This is a genomic window from Rhodococcus sp. LB1, assembly GCF_001583455.1.
In the GTDB taxonomy this organism is placed as follows: domain Bacteria; phylum Actinomycetota; class Actinomycetes; order Mycobacteriales; family Mycobacteriaceae; genus Rhodococcus_F; species Rhodococcus_F opacus.
This window is the reverse complement of record NZ_LTCZ01000157.1, coordinates 40,608-59,535: the sequence shown is the minus strand read 5'-3', so window position 1 is coordinate 59,535 and position 18,928 is coordinate 40,608. Positions and strand designations below refer to the sequence as shown.

The following is an 18,928-nucleotide window of genomic DNA, read 5'->3' as shown; positions in this document are numbered from 1 at the left end:
CGGGTGCGCCTAGTGATTGCCAGATGCCGAGTCGACTACGTAGGCCGTTTGACGGCACATCTGCCCACCGCTCGTCGCCTGTTGTTGATCAAGGCCGACGGTTCCGTGAGCATCCACGCCGACGACCGCGCCTACAAGCCGCTGAACTGGATGAGCCCGCCCTGCTGGCTCGTCGAAGACACCGTGGAAGACGCCGAAGCGCTGTGGGTGGTGACCAACAAGGCCGGTGAGGAACTCCGGATCACCGTCGAGGAGATCGAGCACGACTCCAGTCACGAACTCGGTGTCGATCCGGGGCTGGTCAAGGACGGTGTCGAGGCACACCTGCAGGAGTTGCTCGCCGAACACGTCGAAACGCTCGGCAGCGGTTACACGCTCGTGCGGCGTGAGTACATGACGGCCATCGGTCCCGTCGACCTGCTGTGCCGGAACGCCGACGGGGCTTCCGTCGCCGTGGAGATCAAGCGCCGCGGAGACATCGACGGTGTCGAGCAACTCACGCGGTACCTCGAATTGCTCAACCGGGATCCGCTGCTGGCGCCGGTGAGCGGTGTCTTCGCCGCCCAGCAAATCAAGCCGCAGGCCAAAACCCTTGCCACCGATCGCGGAATCCGGTGCCTGGTGCTCGACTACGAGGCGCTGCGTGGTACCGAGAGCACCGAGTTCCGGCTCTTCTGAGGCCTAGGCTGAACCCGTGCCCCGTCGTAGACCGCAGCGGAAGAACACGCGCCGCAGTGCGCCCCCGGACACCGAGGGGTCGCTGTTCGGTAGTGCGTTGATGCGTCAGGAGTCCGGGCCCGCGGGCTTCGCGGACGAGAGTTTCATCGTCCGCACGATCCCCGGGGCCCGGGCGACCAAGTCCTACCGGTGTCCCGGCTGCGATCACGACATCCGACCGGGCGTCGCCCACCTCGTCACCTGGCCGGCCGAATACGGCGGAGCCGAGGACCGGCGGCACTGGCACACCGGGTGCTGGTCGGGACGCAGCACCCGGGGCCTCACGCGCAGGTGGTCCTAGCTTCCCGTCTTCACGGTCCGTTGATCCGCCGGCCGATTCGCCGGGTTCTTCTCGACGGTGGACAGCACTGCAGTGTCCTCGTCCGAGTTGTCCGTCTCGTCCGCGGAGTTCTTCCCGGGCTCGCTCTGCGCGGTTTTCCGGTCCGCGGCACCGCCCGGTGCCGACTTGCTGTTGGTGTTCTCGTTCGAGCGCTTCTCCGGCTTCGATGCCGCGGTGTCGGGCTGCGCGTCCAGGAGTTCACTCTCCCGGTTGACCGACGCCAACATTGCGGGAACGGAATCGAGCTGTCCTCGAATTCCCAAGAGCTGCGCCAGGATCCGGCCACGTAGCACGCGAAGTTCTTCCGCGAGTTCCTTGGCGTGGGCGATCTTGCGCTCCGACTGGTCGGTGGCCGCCTGCAGCCTTCGCTCCGCCTCGTGCGTGGCGTCCGCGAGACGGCGATGCGCCTCGGCCTTGCTGGTGGACTCGAGTTCGTTGACAGCCGTGATCGTCTTCTGACGGCGCTCGGACATCGCGAGGTCGAAGTCTTCCTGCACCTGCGACCGACGCAGTTCGGCCTCGGCGGCGAGGCGGTCGCGCTCGGACTGAGCGGCCTCGACGATCTTCGCCGCCTCCGTGCGGGCCTTGGCCATCGTCTGCTCGTGCTGAATCTCGAGAGCACTCCGGCGGTCTTCGAGTTCCGCGACCAGCGACTCGTACTGGCCGCGGAGCTGCGCGCCCTCCTGCTCGGCGACGGAGATCATCTCGGCGGCGTCGGCCTCGGCCTTCGCACGCACCTCGGACGCCTCGTCCGACGCGAGCCGGAGCATGCGCGAGATGCGGTCGCTCATTCCCTCCGCGGTGGTCGGCGGAACGGACAGGCGGTCGACATCCTTGCGGAGATCGTCGATCTCGTCCCGCGCATCGTCGAGCTGCTTGGCGAGATCCCGCGCCTGCGCCGCCGCGGCGTCGCGGTCGGCGGCAGTGACGCGGAGCTCGGCGTCGAATCGCTCGAAGTAGTTACGTACCTCGTCCCGGTCGAATCCCTTGCGCACGGTGGAGAAGGGAAGGGGGATCGAACCACGGTCCTGCTCGTTTACCATGGCCGCCAATCTACCTGGGCAAAGTAGAACTTGTCTCTGCGCCTGGTACCCGGCGGCCGGCCACAGCGCTAGTGGGTCGCCGACGGCTCGACGAGCTCGACGAGAACTCCGCCTGCATCCTTCGGGTGGACGAAGTTGATGCGCGAGTCTGCGGTTCCGCGGCGGGGTGCGTCGTACAGCAGGCGCACGCCGCGCTCGCGCAACTGGGCGGAGATGGCGTCGATGTCCGTCACGCGGTACGCGAGCTGCTGGAGACCGGGACCGCTGCGATCGATGAACTTGGCGATGGTCGAGTTCTCGTTCAACGGTGCGAGAAGCTGCAGCGCGGTGCTGCCCTCGGGGGAGCCGACGACGCTCAGCATCGCTTCGCGCACGCCCTGCTCCTCGTTCACCTCTTCGTGCGTCGACACCATGCCGAGGTGTTCGGAGTACCACGCGATGGCGGCGTCGAGGTCGGGAACGGCGATGCCGACGTGGTCGATGGCGGTCACCAGGTCCGAGGACAGCGGTGACGTGGTCTGGGTGGGGGAGGACTGTGTCATGGTCCCGACGTTAGCGCTACCGTTTCGGTAGTTCTCGTCGGGATGTGACTTCCGTCGCCCCGCACCTGTCTACTCGTCTCACGCGGAGGAAATCGTGACCAGTTCTGTGATCGTCGCCGGAGCCCGGACCCCGATGGGCCGGTTGCTGGGTTCGTTGAAGGATGTGTCGGGTTCGGATCTGGGTGGGGTGGCGATTCGTGGTGCGCTGGAGAAGGCGGGCGTCGCTCCCGAGCAGGTCGAGTACGTGATCATGGGGCAGGTGCTCACGGCGGGGGCGGGGCAGATCCCGGCGCGGCAGGCCGCGGTGGCCGCAGGGATCGGGATGGATGTGCCGGCGCTGACCATCAACAAGGTGTGCCTGTCCGGGATCGATGCGATCGCGTTGGCGGATCAGCTGATCCGGGCCGGCGAGTTCGAGGTGGTGGTCGCCGGCGGCCAGGAGTCGATGTCGCGCGCCCCGCACCTGCTGGAGAAGTCGCGGGAGGGTTTCAAGTACGGCGACGTCACGATGCGCGACCACATGGCCTTCGACGGGTTGTACGACATCTTCACCGATCAGGCGATGGGGAGTCTGACCGAGGCGAAGAACGCGGAGGACGGGCAGCGGATCAGCCGCGAGGAGCAGGACACGTTCGCGGCGGCGTCGCATCAGAAGGCGGCGCGGGCCTGGAAGGACGGGGTGTTCGACGACGAGGTGGTGCCGGTGCCGGTGCCGCAGCGCAAGGGTGATCCCGTGCTGGTCGGCGCCGACGAGGGCGTGCGCGGCGATACGACGGTGGAGTCCCTGGCCAGGCTGCGGCCGGCGTTCAGCAAGGACGGCACGGTCACCGCCGGGTCGGCGTCGCAGATCTCCGATGGCGCGGCCGCTGTCGTGGTGATGAGCAAGGCGAAGGCGCAGGAACTCGGGTTGTCGTGGATCGCGGAGATCGGTGCGCACGGGGTCGTTGCGGGTCCGGATTCGACGCTGCAGTCGCAGCCGGCGCGGGCCATCGCGAAGGCGTGCGCCAAGGAGGGGATCGAGCCGAAGGACCTGGATCTGGTGGAGATCAACGAGGCGTTCGCGGCGGTGGGGATCGCGTCGACGCGGGAGCTGGGGTTGGATCCGGAGATCGTGAACGTCAACGGCGGGGCGATCGCGATGGGGCATCCGCTGGGGATGTCGGGGGCGCGGATCGCGTTGCATCTGGCGCTGGAGTTGCGTCGTCGTGGCGGGGGTGTGGGCGCTGCGGCACTGTGCGGTGGTGGCGGTCAGGGTGACGCCCTGATCGTTCGCGTCCCCAAGGCCTGACAGACGACAGTCCGTGGTGGTGTACCTCACACCACTACGGACTGTCGTAGATGGTCGGGCACAATGGTCGGCATGGCGAACGTCTTCGATCTCAGCACCACGGCCAAGCGCTTCCGATTTGTCGCAATTCTGGAGGCATTCACCTGGCTCGGCCTCCTCATCGGCATGGCCTTCAAGTACCTGCCCGCCGACGGCAACGAGATCGGCGTGAAGATCTTCGGGCCCATCCACGGCGGCGTCTTCGTCCTGTACCTGCTCATCTCGCTGTGGACCGCCCGCAAGCTGAGCTGGAATCTCGTCACCACCTTCTGGGCGCTCGTCGCCAGCGTCCCGCCGTTCGGCACCGTCGTGTTCGAGGTCTGGGCGGCCCGCACCGGCCGGATGGGCGAACTGTCCCGGTCGAGCGCAGTGAAGAGCGAACCGTCGCTCGTCTGATCCGCGCCGCGGTAGGCACGGCCCGCATTCCGGTGCGCGCTCAAATCGTGACAAACTGGTGGACGTGACTCGACCAGGTTCTCGTCCGTCAGCGCGTTCCTCAGCAGTGGCCGCAGCCATGAGCGGAGCAGTCGATCTCTCCGCCCTCAAGGAGCGTGCGGCCGCTCCACCCCCGCCGGCACCCGCACCCTCCGGGGACGGCGCCGCTCCGGCCGCACCCGGGAGTACCGGACTCACGCCCGTCATCGACGTCACCGAGGCGACGTTCGAGGCGGAGGTGCTCGTCCGGTCCCAGCAGGTCCCCGTGGTCGTCGACCTGTGGGCCACCTGGTGCGAGCCGTGCAAACAACTCTCACCCCTGCTCGAGAAGCTGGCACACGAGGCCGGCGGCACCTGGGTGCTCGCCAAGGTCGACGTCGACGCCAACCCGCGGATCGCGCAGGCCTTCGGCGTCCAGTCCGTCCCGACCGTGGTCGCCATCGCCGGCGGGCAACCGCTCGCCGACTTCCAGGGCGCACAGCCCGAACCGCAACTGCGTCAGTGGCTCGCCGCCGTTCAGCAGGCAACCGCCGGCAAGCTGTCCGGACCGCCGGCCGGTGACGGCAACGAGGACGAGCCCGAGCCGGAGGACCCCCGTTTCGTCGCGGCCGAGGCTGCGCTCGACGAAGGCGACCTGTCGGCGGCCGAAGCCGAGTTCCAGAAGATCCTCGACGAGGAACCGGCCAACGCCGAGGCGCAGGGCGCGATCCGTCAGGTGCGTTTCCTCGCCCGCGTGCAGTCCGTCGATCCCGGTGCCGTCGCCGCGGCGGACGCCGCCCCGAACGACATCGACGCCCAATTGCAGGCCGCGGACGTCGAGCTCTACTCCCAGGCGCCCGACGCGGCGTTCGCCCGTCTCATCGGTGTCGTCGCCCGCAGCGCCGGCGACGACAAGACGCGGGTACGGACACGTCTGCTGGAACTGTTCGAACTGTTCGACCCGGCCGAGCCGGTCGTCATGACCGCCCGCCGGAAACTCGCCGCCGCACTGTACTGACGCGGAACCGGGGTGAGTGCTGTAAGCACTCACCCCGGTCACCTCGTCTGGTGGTCAGCTTCGAACGCGCTCCACGCGTCCGACCAGGAAGACGTAGGACGCGACCCCGACCGCGGTCACCACGGTCATGTAGACGAATCCCGGCGCGAAGCTGTCGTCGGTGACGAGCAACCCGATCACGATGGGTGTCGCGATCGACGACAGGTTGCCGATGAAGTTGAACATTCCACCGGTGAGCCCGAGCAGTCGTTCCGGCGCGAGCGCCGAGACCAGCGACCACGTGATCGACGCGAGCCCGTTGCCGAAGAACGCGATGGACAGGAACACGATCACCATCGCGGTCGAGTCGGTGAAGTTGGCGCCGATCATCGCAACGGTCAGCAACAGGCCCACGATGATCGGACCCTTCCGGGCGACTCCGAGAGACACGCCCTTGCGCAGCAGGAAATCGGAGAACACCCCGGAGAACAGCACACCGACGAGTGCCGCGACGAACGGCAGCGAGGCGAGAAATCCGGACTTGATGTAATCCATGTCCCGGTACTCGACGAGATACGTGGGGAACCAGGTGAGGAAGAACCACAGCGTCGACGTGAGGCAGAACTGCCCCAGGTAGATTCCCCACAGCTTGCGCCGGCCGAGGACGGTGGCGACATCGTTCCGGGTCACCGCCGGACGTTCGGGTTGCTGCTCGTCCACGAGGTCGACGAGTCCGCCGCCGTCGCGGATCAGGTCGATCTCGGCGTCGTTCGCCCGAGAGTCGCGTGGCTCGCGGTAGAACGCGTACCACACGGCACCCCAGACCGCCCCGATCGTTCCGGTCACGATGAAGACCCAGTGCCACGACAGCACGGACTGCAGCCAGGACAGGAACGGCGTGAGCAGCGCCAGTCCGATGAACTGCCCGGAGGTGTAGAAGCCGATCACCGTCGCCCGTTCACGCTCGGGGTACCAGGCCGTCGCGACCCGGTTGTTGATCGGATACGCGGGCGCCTCGAACACACCCACCAGCAGACGCAACGCGATGAGTGCCACGAAGCCGCCGATGACCCCCATGAACGCGGTCGCAATCGACCACAGGATGAGGCAGGCGGGGTAGAGCAGTCTCGGGGGAATCCTGTCGACGAGCCATCCGCCTGGAATCTGCAGCGCCGCATAGGTCCAGCCGAAAGCCGACAGCAGAAGTCCCTGCTGCGCCTTGGAGAGATCCATTTCGTCCGCGATCGCGGGCATCGCGATCGACAGGTTTGCCCGGTCCATGTAGTTGATGACGACGGTCACGAACAGCATCACCGCGATGAGAACGCGCGCCTTCGACGCCTGCGCGGCGACCGTGGTGGACTTGCCGATCTTCTGTGTCTGCACCATTGCCCTCACCACTCCGCAAAGGATCCGTCGCTGTGGCGCCAGACCGGGTTTCGCCAGCGATGTCCTTCGGCGGCGCGTTCGATGACGTACTCCTCGTTCACCTCGATGCCCAATCCCGGACCGGTGGGAATTCGCACCTGACCGTCGGCGTAGGTGAACACGGACGGGTCGACGAGATAGTCGAGGAGATCGTTCGACGTGTTGTAGTGGATGCCGAGGCTTTGTTCCTGGATCGTCGCGTTGTAACAGCCCGCATCGATCTGCAGGCACGTGGCCAGGGCGATCGGCCCGAGGGGGCAGTGCAGCGCGAGTGCCACGTCGTACGCCTCGGCCATGTGCGCGATCTTCCGGGCCTCGGTGATGCCGCCGCAGTGCGACGGATCGGGCTGGATGATGTCCACCGCCCCGGACGCGAGGACGGTTTTGAAATCCCAGCGGGAGAACAATCTCTCACCCAGCGCGATCGGGATCGGCGACTGTCGCAGCACGTCGACGAAACCGTCGACGTGCTCGGAGAGGACCGGTTCCTCGACGAACATCAGCCGGAACGGTTCGAGTTCCTTCAGCAGCACCTTGGCCATCGGCTTGTGCACCCGGCCGTGGAAATCGACGCCGATGCCGATGTTCGGGCCCACTGCGTCCCGTACCGCGGCGACGTTGGCGAGGCACTGGTCCACCTTGTCCCAGGAGTCCAGGTACTGCAGTTCCTCCGTGCCGTTCATCTTCACCGCGGTGAACCCCCGGTCGACCACTTCGCGTGCCGCCTTCGCGGTGTCCGAGGGGCGGTCGCCGCCGATCCAGGAATAGACCTTGATCCGGTCCCGGACGCGGCCGCCGAGGAGCTCGTACGCCGGCACGCCGAGGGCCTTGCCCTTGATGTCCCACAGGGCCTGGTCGATGCCGGCCAGCGCGCTCATGTGGATGCCGCCGCCGCGGTAGAAGCCCGACCTGTACATGACCGTCCACAGGTCTTCGATCTGCGTCGGATCCTGTCCGATCAGGTAGTCGGACAGTTCCTCCACGGCCGCGGCGACGGACGCGGCCCGGCCTTCGAGCACCGGTTCGCCCCAGCCGACCACGCCGTCGTCCGTCTCGATCCGCAGGAACAGCCACCTGGGGGGAACGGCGTACGTGGTGAGTGACTTGATCTTCATGGAGTCCTCCTGTGCGGGGCTGTGGTGGTGGCCCCGGGGTCGTAGGTGTCGGTTCAGGCGGCTTCGGCCGACCAGATGTTCATCAGGGTGTGGGCGCGGTCGCGGACGGTCTCGGCGTCGTCCCCGGGCCGGTACAGGCAGGTTCCGAGTCCCGCCCCGCCCGCGCCCGCAGATGCCCACTCGGCGAGGTTGGTTCGGTCGACGCCGCCGACGGGGAGCAATTCGACCTCCGTCGGCAGGACTGCCCGCCATGCCTGCATCCCGGCTGTCCCGACCGAGTCGGAGGGAAACAGTTTGATGCTGCGTGCTCCCGCACCGACGGCGCGAAACGCCTCGGTGGGAGTGGCCGCTCCCGGATACGGGTGCAGGTTCCGGGCAACGGCGGCGCCGATGACCTCGACGTCGGTGTTGGGCGAGACGATGATCCGGGAGCCGGCTGCTTCGGATCGGATCACGTCGTCGACGCTCAGTACGGTTCCGGCCCCGACGACGCAGACGTCGCCGACGGCCGCCGCCAACCGCTCGATCGAGTCGAACGGTCGCGGCGAGTTCAGCGGGACCTCGATCGCGGTGAACCCGGCGTCGACGAGGGCCGAGCCGACGGCGACGATCTCGTCCGGGGTGATGCCGCGCAGAATGGCGATCAAACCGGTCCTGGTGGCAGTGGCTGTGGTGCTCATTGGGACTCCTTCTCGGGATTCGTGGATGGCGCCGGGTCGACCAGCCCCGCATCGACCGCCACGCGCCACAGACCCTGTGCTGCGGCTTCCTCGGGGACGATGTCGGCGGCCACGCCGTGAACGCGCAGTCCGGCTGCGTAGCGTCGGCAGAGATCGGCGTTTCCGCACAACAGGATTCGGCTTTCGGCCGCGTAGTGGGGCAGGAGATGCCGGACCTCGTCGGCGATGATCACGCCGGAGACGTAGTCGGGAAGCGACGCCGGATCGAGGAGTTCGTCGAGCACGAGGGCTCGTGCTCCGAACAGCTCCGCGGGTAGTCCGCGACTCGGTGTGGACGTTCCGGTGGCGAGGCCACGCTCGAACGCGGCGTCGTCCCGCAACTCGGGGGTTGCCGTTCGGCCGAGGATGCCGTGCTGGATCACCAGGCCGTACAACTCGCCCGACATCGATGTGGCGAACGAGACGATCTTGCGGTTCTCGACTCGTGCCCACTTGCTGTGTGTTCCGGGGAGCACGATCGTGAGTGGTCGGTCGGTCGGCGGGAGCATGCCCAATGCCCCGATGATCTGCGTCTCCTCGCCCCGCATGACGTCGCCGGCCACCGTGCCGTCGGCCGAGGGTGCGACGCGCAGTCCGGGTACGAGATGCAGTACTCCGCGCGAATGAGGAACCGTCGTCAGGTCGTCGGCGTCGATCGCGAGATCGGTCGGCGTGGTCAGATAGCCGGCTTCACGCCAACCCTGGGCGCTGCCGACCATGCCGCAGGCGATAGCCGGGAGATCGGGGGTGGCCGCGATCCAGTCGCCGCAGGCCTCGTCGAACGCGGCTTCGTAGTCACGCGTGCGCGATGCGGGGTCGTCTCCGGCGGTGCCGAGTAATCCGAAGTCCGGCCGGCGAACGTCCAGAATGCGGCCGCCGTCGCCGAGGAGCCAGGCACGCTGTGACGACGTACCCCAGTCGAGGGCGATCAGGCGCGGTGTCGATGTGTCGGGGGTGTTCTGGATCACGTGAACCACTATCGGACGCGAATCCCATAATGACGAACACGGTCCCTATATGTGGGACAGTGGGGTGTGGCGAATCCGACGTACGACATTCCACCCGGCACTCAGACGCTCGCGAGGGGGCTGGCAGTCATCCGCGCCGTCTCCGACGGCGCGCAGGATCTCCGCGCGGTCGTCGAGAGCACCGGGCTGGGACGCAGCACCACGCACCGGCTCGTGCAGTTGCTGGTCCACGAGGGATATCTCCGGAGCGGAAGCCGCGGCTACACACTCGGCCCGACATTGATCGAGCTGGGTTTCAAGGCCCTCCACGGCAACCCGCTGCCCGTCGTCGCGCGCCCGATCCTCGAAGAGCTGTCGGCGCACGTCCACGACACCGTGCACCTGGCGGTCGAGGACGGCGGATCGGTGCTGTATCTCGACAAATTGCCGGGGTCACGGGGTGCCGAGATGCGCTCCCGCATCGGTCACCGCATGCCGCTGACCCGCGCCGGTGTCGGAAAGGCGCTGCTGCTGGACTCGGCCGACCGCTGGGATGCGCTGTACGAGAGCGACGCCGCGCAGGGACCGAGCCCCCGCGGAGTGGCGGACTTCCGCGCGCGCATGGAGGACTACGCGCGGAGGGGCGCGGCGATGGACCTCGAGGACAACGAACCCGGAATCCGCTGTGTGGCGGCACCGGTGCGGGACGCGTCGTGCGCGATCGTCGGTGCGATCAGCGTGTCGGCCACGAGCCCGTACATGCCGGACGAGCGCATGCGCGGACTCGTGCCGGTCGTGTGCCGGGCCGCCGGGCGGATCTCCGCGGCGCTCGGCTACCGGGAGATCTGAGCCGGCGATCGGGTGATCTCGGTGGTGGGACGGTCAGCGGTACCGGCCCTCGCAGGCCTGCTCGCCGCCGAGCACTCCGGTGCGGAACGCGTCGACCCGGGAGAATCCGCTCGGAACGGTCTCCCCGTTGACGTCACTGGCGGCGAGTCCGTCGGTGAGCAGCCCCGACACGGCCTCGTCGAGATCGCCGGGGGACAGCCACACGCTGCCCGCCTCCAGGGTGGCGGGACTGTCCGGGCTCAACGCGCTGGTGATGACGCCGGACAGGCAGGCGGCTCGCAGCGCGGTCTGGGGCGAGTGCAGATCGTTGCCCCGGTCCCGCTGCAACGCCAGCGTGTACCGCGAGGCGAGCAGGACGTACGCGTTGTAGTCGCCGGTAAGTTTGGTCTGGAAGAGTTCCCGCCTGCCCGGGCGGCCCGGTGTGCCGCGTTCGGCGAGGGCGTCGACACTGACCCCGATCGTGTTGGTGGCCGGGCAGTACGACACCGGTTCGGTCGCTTCGGCGTCCGCGCAGTCGAGGTCGGCGCCGTCGAGTTGCAGCGTCGGGGGATCGCTGAGATCGAAAATCTGCTGGAACGACGTGAAGAACGCCTCGAGTGCCTCCTCGGTGACGGGGAGTTCGCCGTCGTCGCTCTCGTCGGCGAACCGCTGAGGCAGATCCGCGCGACGCGAGTCGATCTCCTTCTCGTCGATGCGCGTGCAGGACGCCGGACCGTCCGTGAATCCGATCTGGGTGGCGGTGACGCGTTCGAACGCCGAGCCGTGCACGTTGTCGGGATCGTTCGGGTCGGTGTCACCGATCGCCACCGCCGACGCCAGTACCTTGTTCAGCCCGTCCGACGTGTTCAGCGTGAAATGGGTCGCCTTGTCTTCCGCGATGTACCGCATGAACGCCCCCGCGAAGCAGTCGGCCTGCTGTTCCCGCACGATGCCACCGCCCACGTTCTCCTCGGCGATCCCCGCCTTCGTCTGGACGGCGTGCCCGTACTCGTGTGCCAGAACGAACACGGCGGCGACGACGCCGAACTTCTCCACGACCTCGGGCAGCAGCAGCGCCCGGTCCCAGCCGATCGTGTGGTCGGTGCTGCAGTAACCGGCGTTGAGGAGTTCCTCGGTGCTGTCCCCGCAGAACCGCGGGCCGTCGGCCTCCCGCGGATCCCAGGAGATCAATTCCTCGACCGGCTCGAACTTGCGCTGGAACAGCGCCGGGAACTCGGTGCGCCAGTAATCCTCGATGTCGCTCACCGCGTTGGCGGCCATCGTGTCGATCTCACCGCCGTCGGTGCCGGTGACGGGCACGTCGGCGTCGGCCACGCCCTTGCGGGCACCGCTCGGACCCGACGTGGCATCCAGCCCAGCCACCTTGAACGGATCGTCGTAGATGGACGCGGCCTCGCCGTCCACCGACCGCGTGCACCCGGACAGGACGACCGCGGCCACGGCCAGAACGCCCACGCTCGCAGCCCACTGCCGACGTCGGGTCAGCAAGGCGGTGCCTTCATCAACGCTCCAGACTCATCCAGATCGCGCCGTTCGCGGGCAGTGCCACCTCTGCAGAGGCGGGACGGCCGTGCCACGGCTGCGACGTTGCCGTCACCGCACCGAGATTTCCCCAACCCGAGCCCGCATAGACCTCGGCGTCGGTGTTGAGAATTTCACGCCATTCGCCCCGTTCTGGCAAGCCCACACGATAATGCGAATGCGGCGAACCCGAGAAATTGAACAGGCAGGCCAGGATCGACCCATCGGTGCCGTAGCGCAGGAAGCTCAGGACGTTGTTCGCGGTGTCGTTGGCGTCGATCCAGGAGAACCCGCCCGGTGACGTGTCGAGAGTCCACAACGCCGGGTGCTCGCGGTAGGTGGTGTTGAGGTCGTGGACGAGCCGGAGCAGACCACGGTGGAAGCCGCCGGTATACGGGTCGTCGAGCTGGTACCAGTCGAGTCCGCGCTCCTCGGACCACTCCGCCGTCTGTCCGAATTCCTGACCCATGAACAGCAGTTGCTTGCCGGGGTGCGACCACATGTACGCCAGCAGCGCCCGCACACCGGCGGCCTTCGCGTAGTCGTCGCCGGGCATCCGCGTCCACAGCGTGCCCTTGCCGTGCACCACCTCGTCGTGGCTGATGGGCAGCAGATAGTTCTCGCTCCACGCGTACATCAGGGAGAACGTGATCTCGTGATGGTGATAGCTGCGGTGGACGGGATCGTGAGCCATGAATCCGAGGGTGTCGTGCATCCACCCCATGTTCCATTTCATGTTGAAACCGAGACCGCCGACGTTGGTCGCGCGGGTGACACCCGGCCACGCCGTCGACTCCTCCGCGATGGTGACGACCCCGCGGTGCTGCTTGTGGACCGTGGCGTTGGTTTCCTGCAGGAAGGCGACGGCCTCGAGATTCTCCCTGCCGCCGTGGATGTTCGGCGTCCAACCGCCCTCCGGCCGCGAATAGTCGAGGTACAGCATCGACGCGACCGCGTCGACGCGCAGACCGTCCACGTGGAACTCGTCGAGCCAGTACAGCGCGTTGGCGACGAGGAAGTTGCGGACCTCGCGCCGCCCGAAATCGAACACGTACGTTCCCCAGTCGAGTTGCTCGCCGCGCTGGGGATCGCTGTGCTCGTAGAGCGGTGTGCCGTCGAAACGTGCCAGTGCCCACTCGTCCTTGGGGAAGTGGGCCGGTACCCAGTCGACGATGACCCCGATGCCGGCGGCGTGCAGGTGGTCGACGAACCACCGGAAGTCGTCGGGGGAGCCGAATCGTGAGGTGGGCGCGTAGTACGACGTGACCTGGTATCCCCACGAACCGCCGAACGGGTGCTCGGCGACCGGCAGCAGCTCGACGTGGGTGAATCCCGTCTCGGTGATGTGGGCGGCGAGTTGTTCGGCCATCTCGCGGTAGTTCAGCCCGGGCCGCCACGAAGCGAGGTGAACCTCGTACACGCTCATCGGGGACTGCGCCGGCTCGGTGGCCGCGCGCTCCGCCAGCCAGTCGGCGTCGTTCCATTCGTACGTGCTGACCGACACCCGGGACGCGGTAGCCGGAGGGACCTCGGTGGCGAAGGCCATGGGGTCGGCCTTGTCGCGGACAGTGCCGTCCGGTCCGTGGACCCGGAACTTGTACAGGTCGCCGACCTCGATGCCGGGAACGAACAACTCCCACACCCCGGTGGAGCCGAGCACCCGCATCGGGAAGTTCCGCCCACTCCACCCGTCGAAATCGCCGATCACACTCACCCCGCGGGCATTGGGAGCCCAGACGGCGAACGAGGTGCCGGTGACGGTGCCGTCGGGGGTGTCGTAGCGGCGGCGGTGCGCGCCGAGGATCTCCCACAGCCGCTCGTGCCTGCCCTCACCGAACAGGTGCAGATCGAGTTCGCCGAGCGTGGGCAGGAACCGGTACCCGTCTGCGGAGACGTCGTTGTGGCCACCCGGCCACGTCGTGGACAGCCGGTAGTCCATCAGATCCCGGTACGGGACGAGGGTGCCCCACACGCCGTGCGCCAGGTGTTCCAGCGAGAAACTCGTCCCCCCGATGACGGCGTCGACGCCCTCGGCGTGGGGGCGCAGTGCGCGGATCACCGTGCCGTCGGGGTGCGGGTGCGCGCCCAGGATCGAGTGCGGGTTGTGGTGCTCGCCCCGGGACAGCAGGTCGAGGTCGGCGGCGTCGGGTGCGATGGCGACAGGCGGTTCGACGGTCACTATGTACCTCCGCGGTAGGCCAGCTTCGTTCTGGCCGGATAGGGGATCGACGGTAATGCCAGGATATGGGCCACCGCGCGCCACGGCTCCAGGCGCACGAAGTTGGCCTGCCCCCAGTGATACTGCTCCCCGGTGACCTCGTCGAGCACGGTCAGGTGGTCGTGCCAGTCGCGGCCCAGCGCGGGCATGTCCAGCCACACGTTGCCCTGCTCGGCGCCGTACGGGTTGAGGTTGATCACCGTCAGCACGGCATCGCCGGTGGTGGCGTCGAACTTGGAATAGGCGATCAGGGCGTCGTTGTCGACGTGGTGGAAATGGATGTTGCGCAGCTGCTGCAACGCCGGATGCTGCCTGCGGATCCGGTTGAGCGCGGTGATCCACGGTTCGAGGGACTCGCCGCGCGCGGCGGCCCCCTCGAAATCTCGGGGACGCAGCTGATACTTCTCCGAGTCGAGGTACTCCTCACTGCCCACGCGCACCGGAACATGTTCGTACAGTTCGTATCCCGAGTACACCCCCCACGTGGGGGACAGGGTCGCCGCCAGCGCGGCGCGCAGGGCGAACATTCCCGGACCGCCGGTCTGCAGGCTCTCGTGCAGGATGTCCGGGGTGTTGACGAAGAGGTTGGGGCGCGCCTCGTCGGCCTTGGCGGCGATCTCCTTGCCGAACTCCGTCAGCTCCCACTTGGCGGTCCGCCACGTGAAATACGTGTAGGACTGCGTGAAACCGCGGCGGGCGAGACCGTACAACCGCGCGGGACGGGTGAACGCCTCGGACAGGAACAGGACGTCCGGATCCGATTTCTTGACCTCGGCGATCAGCCACTCCCAGAAGTCCGGCGGCTTGGTGTGCGGGTTGTCGACCCGGAAGATCTTGACGCCCGCCGCGACCCAGTGCCGGACGACCCGCAGGACCTCCGCGTAGATCCCGTCGCGGTCGTCGTCGAAGTTGACCGGGTAGATGTCCTGGTACTTCTTCGGCGGGTTCTCGGCGTAGGCGATGGTGCCGTCGGGGAGCACGGTGAACCATTCGGGGTGCTTCTTCGCCCACGGATGGTCCGGTGCGGCCTGCAAGGCCAGATCGATCGCCACCTCCATGTGCAGCTTCCGGGCGGCAGCGATGAACGCCTTGAAATCGCGCATCGTCCCGAGCTGGGGATGAATCGCGTCGTGGCCGCCCTCGTCCGAGCCGATGGCCCACGGCGAACCGACGTCGTCGGGGCCGGGTGTCAGCGTGTTGTTGGGGCCCTTCCGGTTGACCTTGCCGACCGGGTGGATGGGTGGGAGGTACACCACGTCGAATCCCATCGACGCGATGCGGGGAAGTGCCGCCACGGACGTGGCGAACGTGCCGTGCCGCGGCTTGCCGTTCTCGTCCCAGCCGCCGGTGGATCGCGGGAAGAACTCGTACCAGGACCCGAACAGTGCGCGCGTGCGATCGACGAGCACGGTGTGCGGTTCGCTCTTCGTGACGAGATCGCGCAGCGGATGTGCGCGCAGCAGTTCCGTGACGTCCGACCCGAACGCCGGGGCCACACGTTCGGAGAGGTGACGGTCGGAACGCAGCGACGCCGCGACCGCGGCCAGCCGCGAGCGGTCCGCGCGGGGGACGCCCTTCGCGGCTCGCTCGAACAACCGCGCACCGATCTCGAGGTCGTTGGCCAGTTCGGCCGGCCCCTGTCCCACTGCCAGCTTGGCCTCGACCGCGTGCTTCCATGTGGTGAGCGGATCGCTCCAGGCCTCGATCCGGAACGTCCAGATGCCCTCGCCGGTCGGGGTGAAGGAACCGTCGACGGTGTCGGGCACAGGACCGCCGGTCATCGGAATGCGGAAGGTCGCCGAGCCGCCCGACGCGGCACTGCGCGGTCCCCGCACCGCAAGCGTGGCGGCCACGGCGTCATGACCTTCACGCCACACGGTTGCCCGGACGGGAAACACCTCACCCACAACGGCCTTGGCGGGATACCGACCGCACCCGATGTTCGGTTCCACGTCGTCGATACCGAGTCGACCTGTCACACTGGGCTCCGTTCCATAGCCGGAAGTTGCCGGCGGCTCGTGGGCTGGGCCGCCCGTTCAACCGTAATGGAGTCGACCGGTTCCTGTCCGTATTGCAGTTCTGACGTCTACCCGCCCCGACACGGCGCAACGACGCCCGTAGTGCGTTATCGTTCGCGAGGTGAAAGCCTTGCGTCGGTTCACTGTCCGAGCCCACCTTCCGGAGCGGCTCGCTGCCCTCGGTCCGCTGTCCACCAATCTTCGCTGGTCCTGGCATCCGGCCACGCAGGAACTGTTCGGATTGCTGGACGAGGAACTGTGGCGGCAGGTGCAGTTCGACCCGGTCCGCATGCTCGGGGAGGTCGATCCCGCCCGCCTGGACGAACTGGCCGAGGATGTCGCGTTCCTGGCCCGGCTCGACGCCGCGGCCGCCGACCTCGACGACTACCTGTCCCGCCCCCGCTGGTATCAGAACCAGCAGGCCAAGGGAGTGTCGCTGGACGGTGGGATCGCGTATTTCTCAATGGAGTTCGGGGTCAGCGAAGTGCTGCCCAATTACTCCGGCGGTCTCGGAATTCTCGCAGGCGACCACCTGAAGGCGGCGTCCGATCTGGGCCTGCCACTGATCGGTGTCGGCCTGTTGTACCGCTCGGGTTACTTCCGGCAGTCGCTGACCGCGGACGGCTGGCAGGCCGAGCACTACCCGCCGCACGACCCGCAGGGCCTGCCGCTGCGCCTGCTCACCGAGTCCGGCCCGCAGTCGTCGGACGGGGCGCCCGTCCTCGTCCACGTCGCGATCCCCGGTGGCCGGGTTCTGCGCGCCCGCGTGTGGATCGCCCAGGTGGGGCGCGTCCCGCTGCTGCTGCTCGACTCCGACATCGCGGAGAACGACGCCGAGATGCGGGGCGTCACCGACCGTCTGTACGGCGGCGACCAGGACCACCGCATCAAACAGGAGATCCTCGCCGGCATCGGCGGTGTCCGTGCCGTGCGCGCCTACACCCACGCCTACGGCCTCCCCGATCCCGCCGTCTTCCACATGAACGAGGGACATGCGGGTTTCCTCGGCATCGAGCGGATCCGTGAACTGGTCACCACCGGCGGACTCGACTTCGACGAGGCGCTGGCCACGGTCCGGGCCGGTACGGTCTTCACCACCCACACCCCGGTTCCTGCGGGAATCGACAGGTTCCCGGCCGACCTCGTGCGGCACTACTTCGGCGGCGACAACGCTGCGAACGAATCGTCGCTGCTGCCGGGGCTGACGATCGACCGGATCCTCGGACTCGGCCGCGAATCGGATCCGTCCGTGTTCAACATGGCCCACATGGGCCTGCGGCTCGGGCAACGGGCCAACGGTGTGTCCAAGCTGCACGGCATCGTCAGCCGCGAGATGTTCCAGCCGCTGTGGCAGGGATTCGACGCCGAGGAGGTGCCGATCGGCTCGGTGACCAACGGTGTCCACGCGCCCACCTGGGCCGCACCCGAATGGATCGATCTCGCCACCCGAATCCTGGGCCCCGAACTGGTGGAGGAGGCCCGCGGCTGGGAGCGGCTGCAGGACCTGTCCGCCGAGGAACTGTGGTCGACCCGCAACGCGCTGCGCGGAAAACTGGTCGAGGAAGTGCGCCGCCGGGTCCGCGCGTCCTGGATCGAACGCGGTGCCACGTCCGCCGAACTCGGCTGGACGGACGAGGTGTTCGACCCGAACGTGCTCACCGTCGGCTTCGCCCGGCGGGTGCCCACCTACAAGCGACTGACGCTGATGCTGCGCGACCCCGAGCGGCTCCGCGCCCTCCTCCTCGACGAGAAACGTCCCGTGCAGCTGGTGGTGGCCGGGAAGAGCCACCCCGCGGACGACGGCGGGAAGGCCCTCATCCAGCAGGTCGTGCGGTTCGCCGACGCCGCCGACGTCCGGCACCGCATCACCTTCCTTCCCGACTACGACATGTCGATGGCGCGGTACCTCTACTGGGGTTGCGACGTGTGGCTCAACAACCCGCTGCGCCCGCTGGAGGCGTGTGGCACGTCGGGTATGAAGTCCGCCCTCAACGGCGGACTGAACCTGTCGATCCGGGACGGCTGGTGGGACGAGATGTTCGACGGCGAGAACGGCTGGGCCATCCCCACCGCCGACGGCGTCGTCGACGAGGCACGGCGTGACGACCTCGAGGCCAGCGCACTGTACGAACTGCTCGAGCGCGCCGTCCTGCCGAGGTTCTACGACCGTGCGGACGGCCTGCCGGTGCGCTGGGTGGAGATGGTCCGTCACACCCTGCAGAATCTCGGGCCCAAGGTGCTTGCATCGCGGATGGTGCGCGACTACGCCGTCCAGTACTACGCGCCCGCCGCCGAATCGGCCCGGATGGTGGCGGCGGAGAACTTCGCCGGCGCCCGCGAACTCGCCGCGTTCCGTCGCCGCGTCGAGGCCGCCTGGCCGTCGGTGGCGGTCCTTCAGGTCGACGGCGCGGGGCTGCCCGACACCCCCGAGATCGGCGCCAATCTGGTGCTCCGCGCCCGCATCCGCCTCGGCGAACTGTCCGTTTCGGACGTCACCGTGCAGGCCGTGATCGGAAAGGCCGGACCGGACGAGGAGCTCACCGACATCGTCACGGTCCCGATGACCCATTCCGCATCGGACGAGTCGGGGGAGCTGTTCGTCGCAGACCTGGCCCTGCCGCTGTCCGGGTCGGTCGGATACACGGTGCGGGTCCTTCCGCACCACCGGTTGCTCGTCGACCCGTCGGAGCTGGGTCTGGTGACGGTGCCGAACCCCTGACCGGCGCTACCGAG

General features: G+C 67.8%; 16 protein-coding genes. 7 read left to right on the top strand and 9 right to left on the bottom strand.

All coding sequences use genetic code 11. The annotated features are described in order from the left end of the window. Window positions 1–3 precede the first annotated feature (3 nt). Window positions 4–678 (top strand): endonuclease NucS, encoded by a 675-nt coding sequence (nucS, locus tag AZG88_RS22090; RefSeq protein ID WP_061045757.1) that lies wholly within the window; start codon window positions 4–6, stop codon window positions 676–678. Between the two features lie 16 nt (window positions 679–694). Continuing rightward, window positions 695–1,018, top strand: a complete 324-nt coding sequence (locus AZG88_RS22085) for a hypothetical protein (RefSeq protein WP_005248358.1) — start codon at window positions 695–697, stop codon at window positions 1,016–1,018. On the opposite strand, the gene AZG88_RS22080 is transcribed toward AZG88_RS22085, so the two are convergent. Both AZG88_RS22080 and mce read right to left on the bottom strand, forming a co-directional pair. Next, entirely contained in the window at window positions 1,015–2,100 is a 1,086-nt protein-coding gene (locus AZG88_RS22080; protein WP_061045758.1) for a hypothetical protein, read from the bottom strand. The two genes, AZG88_RS22085 and AZG88_RS22080, sit on opposite strands and share 4 nt — an antisense overlap. Before the next feature lie 68 nt (window positions 2,101–2,168). Then, on the bottom strand, window positions 2,169–2,642 hold the full coding sequence (gene mce / locus AZG88_RS22075; RefSeq protein ID WP_005248354.1) for a methylmalonyl-CoA epimerase: 474 nt from the start codon (window positions 2,640–2,642) through the stop codon (window positions 2,169–2,171). A gap of 94 nt (window positions 2,643–2,736) precedes the next feature. Here mce and AZG88_RS22070 point away from each other — a divergent pair, with 94 nt between their 5' ends. The 3 genes from AZG88_RS22070 to AZG88_RS22060 all read left to right on the top strand — a co-directional run bounded on the left by AZG88_RS22070 (window position 2,737) and on the right by AZG88_RS22060 (window position 5,401). Then, window positions 2,737–3,930 (top strand): acetyl-CoA C-acetyltransferase, encoded by a 1,194-nt coding sequence (locus AZG88_RS22070; RefSeq protein ID WP_005248351.1) that lies wholly within the window; start codon window positions 2,737–2,739, stop codon window positions 3,928–3,930. Between the two features lie 63 nt (window positions 3,931–3,993). Then, window positions 3,994–4,365: a DUF3817 domain-containing protein gene (locus AZG88_RS22065; protein ID WP_005248350.1), complete on the top strand. Its 372-nt coding sequence runs from the start codon at window positions 3,994–3,996 to the stop codon at window positions 4,363–4,365. Between the two features lie 118 nt (window positions 4,366–4,483). Further along, window positions 4,484–5,401: a tetratricopeptide repeat protein gene (locus AZG88_RS22060; RefSeq protein WP_005248348.1), complete on the top strand. Its 918-nt coding sequence runs from the start codon at window positions 4,484–4,486 to the stop codon at window positions 5,399–5,401. A 54-nt stretch (window positions 5,402–5,455) separates the two neighbouring features. On the opposite strand, the gene AZG88_RS22055 is transcribed toward AZG88_RS22060, so the two are convergent. From AZG88_RS22055 to AZG88_RS22040, 4 genes are read right to left on the bottom strand one after another with little or no spacing between them, the layout of a single operon-like run. After that, window positions 5,456–6,769, bottom strand: coding sequence for an MFS transporter (locus tag AZG88_RS22055; protein ID WP_025432978.1), 1,314 nt, complete (start codon window positions 6,767–6,769; stop codon window positions 5,456–5,458). 5 nt (window positions 6,770–6,774) lie between these two features. After that, complete coding sequence (dgoD, locus tag AZG88_RS22050) at window positions 6,775–7,923, bottom strand: galactonate dehydratase (RefSeq protein WP_005248345.1); 1,149 nt, start codon at window positions 7,921–7,923, stop codon at window positions 6,775–6,777. Between the two features lie 53 nt (window positions 7,924–7,976). Next, on the bottom strand, window positions 7,977–8,603 hold the full coding sequence (locus AZG88_RS22045; RefSeq protein ID WP_005248344.1) for a 2-dehydro-3-deoxy-6-phosphogalactonate aldolase: 627 nt from the start codon (window positions 8,601–8,603) through the stop codon (window positions 7,977–7,979). Next, on the bottom strand, window positions 8,600–9,610 hold the full coding sequence (locus AZG88_RS22040) for a 2-dehydro-3-deoxygalactonokinase (RefSeq protein WP_061699043.1): 1,011 nt from the start codon (window positions 9,608–9,610) through the stop codon (window positions 8,600–8,602). The genes AZG88_RS22045 and AZG88_RS22040 overlap by 4 nt, the downstream gene beginning before the upstream one ends. A 51-nt stretch (window positions 9,611–9,661) precedes the next feature. On the opposite strand from AZG88_RS22040, the gene AZG88_RS22035 reads away from it, so the two are divergent. Then, window positions 9,662–10,438: an IclR family transcriptional regulator gene (locus tag AZG88_RS22035; protein ID WP_005248332.1), complete on the top strand. Its 777-nt coding sequence runs from the start codon at window positions 9,662–9,664 to the stop codon at window positions 10,436–10,438. A gap of 33 nt (window positions 10,439–10,471) precedes the next feature. Here the strand turns inward: AZG88_RS22035 and AZG88_RS22030 are convergent, their stop codons facing one another. The 3 genes from AZG88_RS22030 to AZG88_RS22020 are packed head-to-tail and all read right to left on the bottom strand — an operon-like array spanning window position 10,472 to window position 16,156. Beyond that, window positions 10,472–11,923 carry a neutral zinc metallopeptidase gene (locus tag AZG88_RS22030; RefSeq protein ID WP_005248331.1) on the bottom strand — a complete coding sequence of 484 codons (1,452 nt, stop codon included), beginning with the start codon at window positions 11,921–11,923 and terminating at the stop codon, window positions 10,472–10,474. Between the two features lie 16 nt (window positions 11,924–11,939). After that, the gene (gene glgB / locus AZG88_RS22025; protein WP_061699041.1) at window positions 11,940–14,138 is read right to left on the bottom strand and encodes a 1,4-alpha-glucan branching protein GlgB; all 2,199 of its coding nucleotides are present in this window, start codon (window positions 14,136–14,138) and stop codon (window positions 11,940–11,942) included. After that, entirely contained in the window at window positions 14,138–16,156 is a 2,019-nt protein-coding gene (locus AZG88_RS22020; protein ID WP_061045760.1) for a maltotransferase domain-containing protein, read from the bottom strand. The genes glgB and AZG88_RS22020 overlap by 1 nt, the downstream gene beginning before the upstream one ends. A 160-nt stretch (window positions 16,157–16,316) precedes the next feature. On the opposite strand from AZG88_RS22020, the gene glgP reads away from it, so the two are divergent. Beyond that, on the top strand, window positions 16,317–18,914 hold the full coding sequence (glgP, locus tag AZG88_RS22015) for an alpha-glucan family phosphorylase (protein ID WP_025432976.1): 2,598 nt from the start codon (window positions 16,317–16,319) through the stop codon (window positions 18,912–18,914). Window positions 18,915–18,928: the final 14 nt, after the last annotated feature.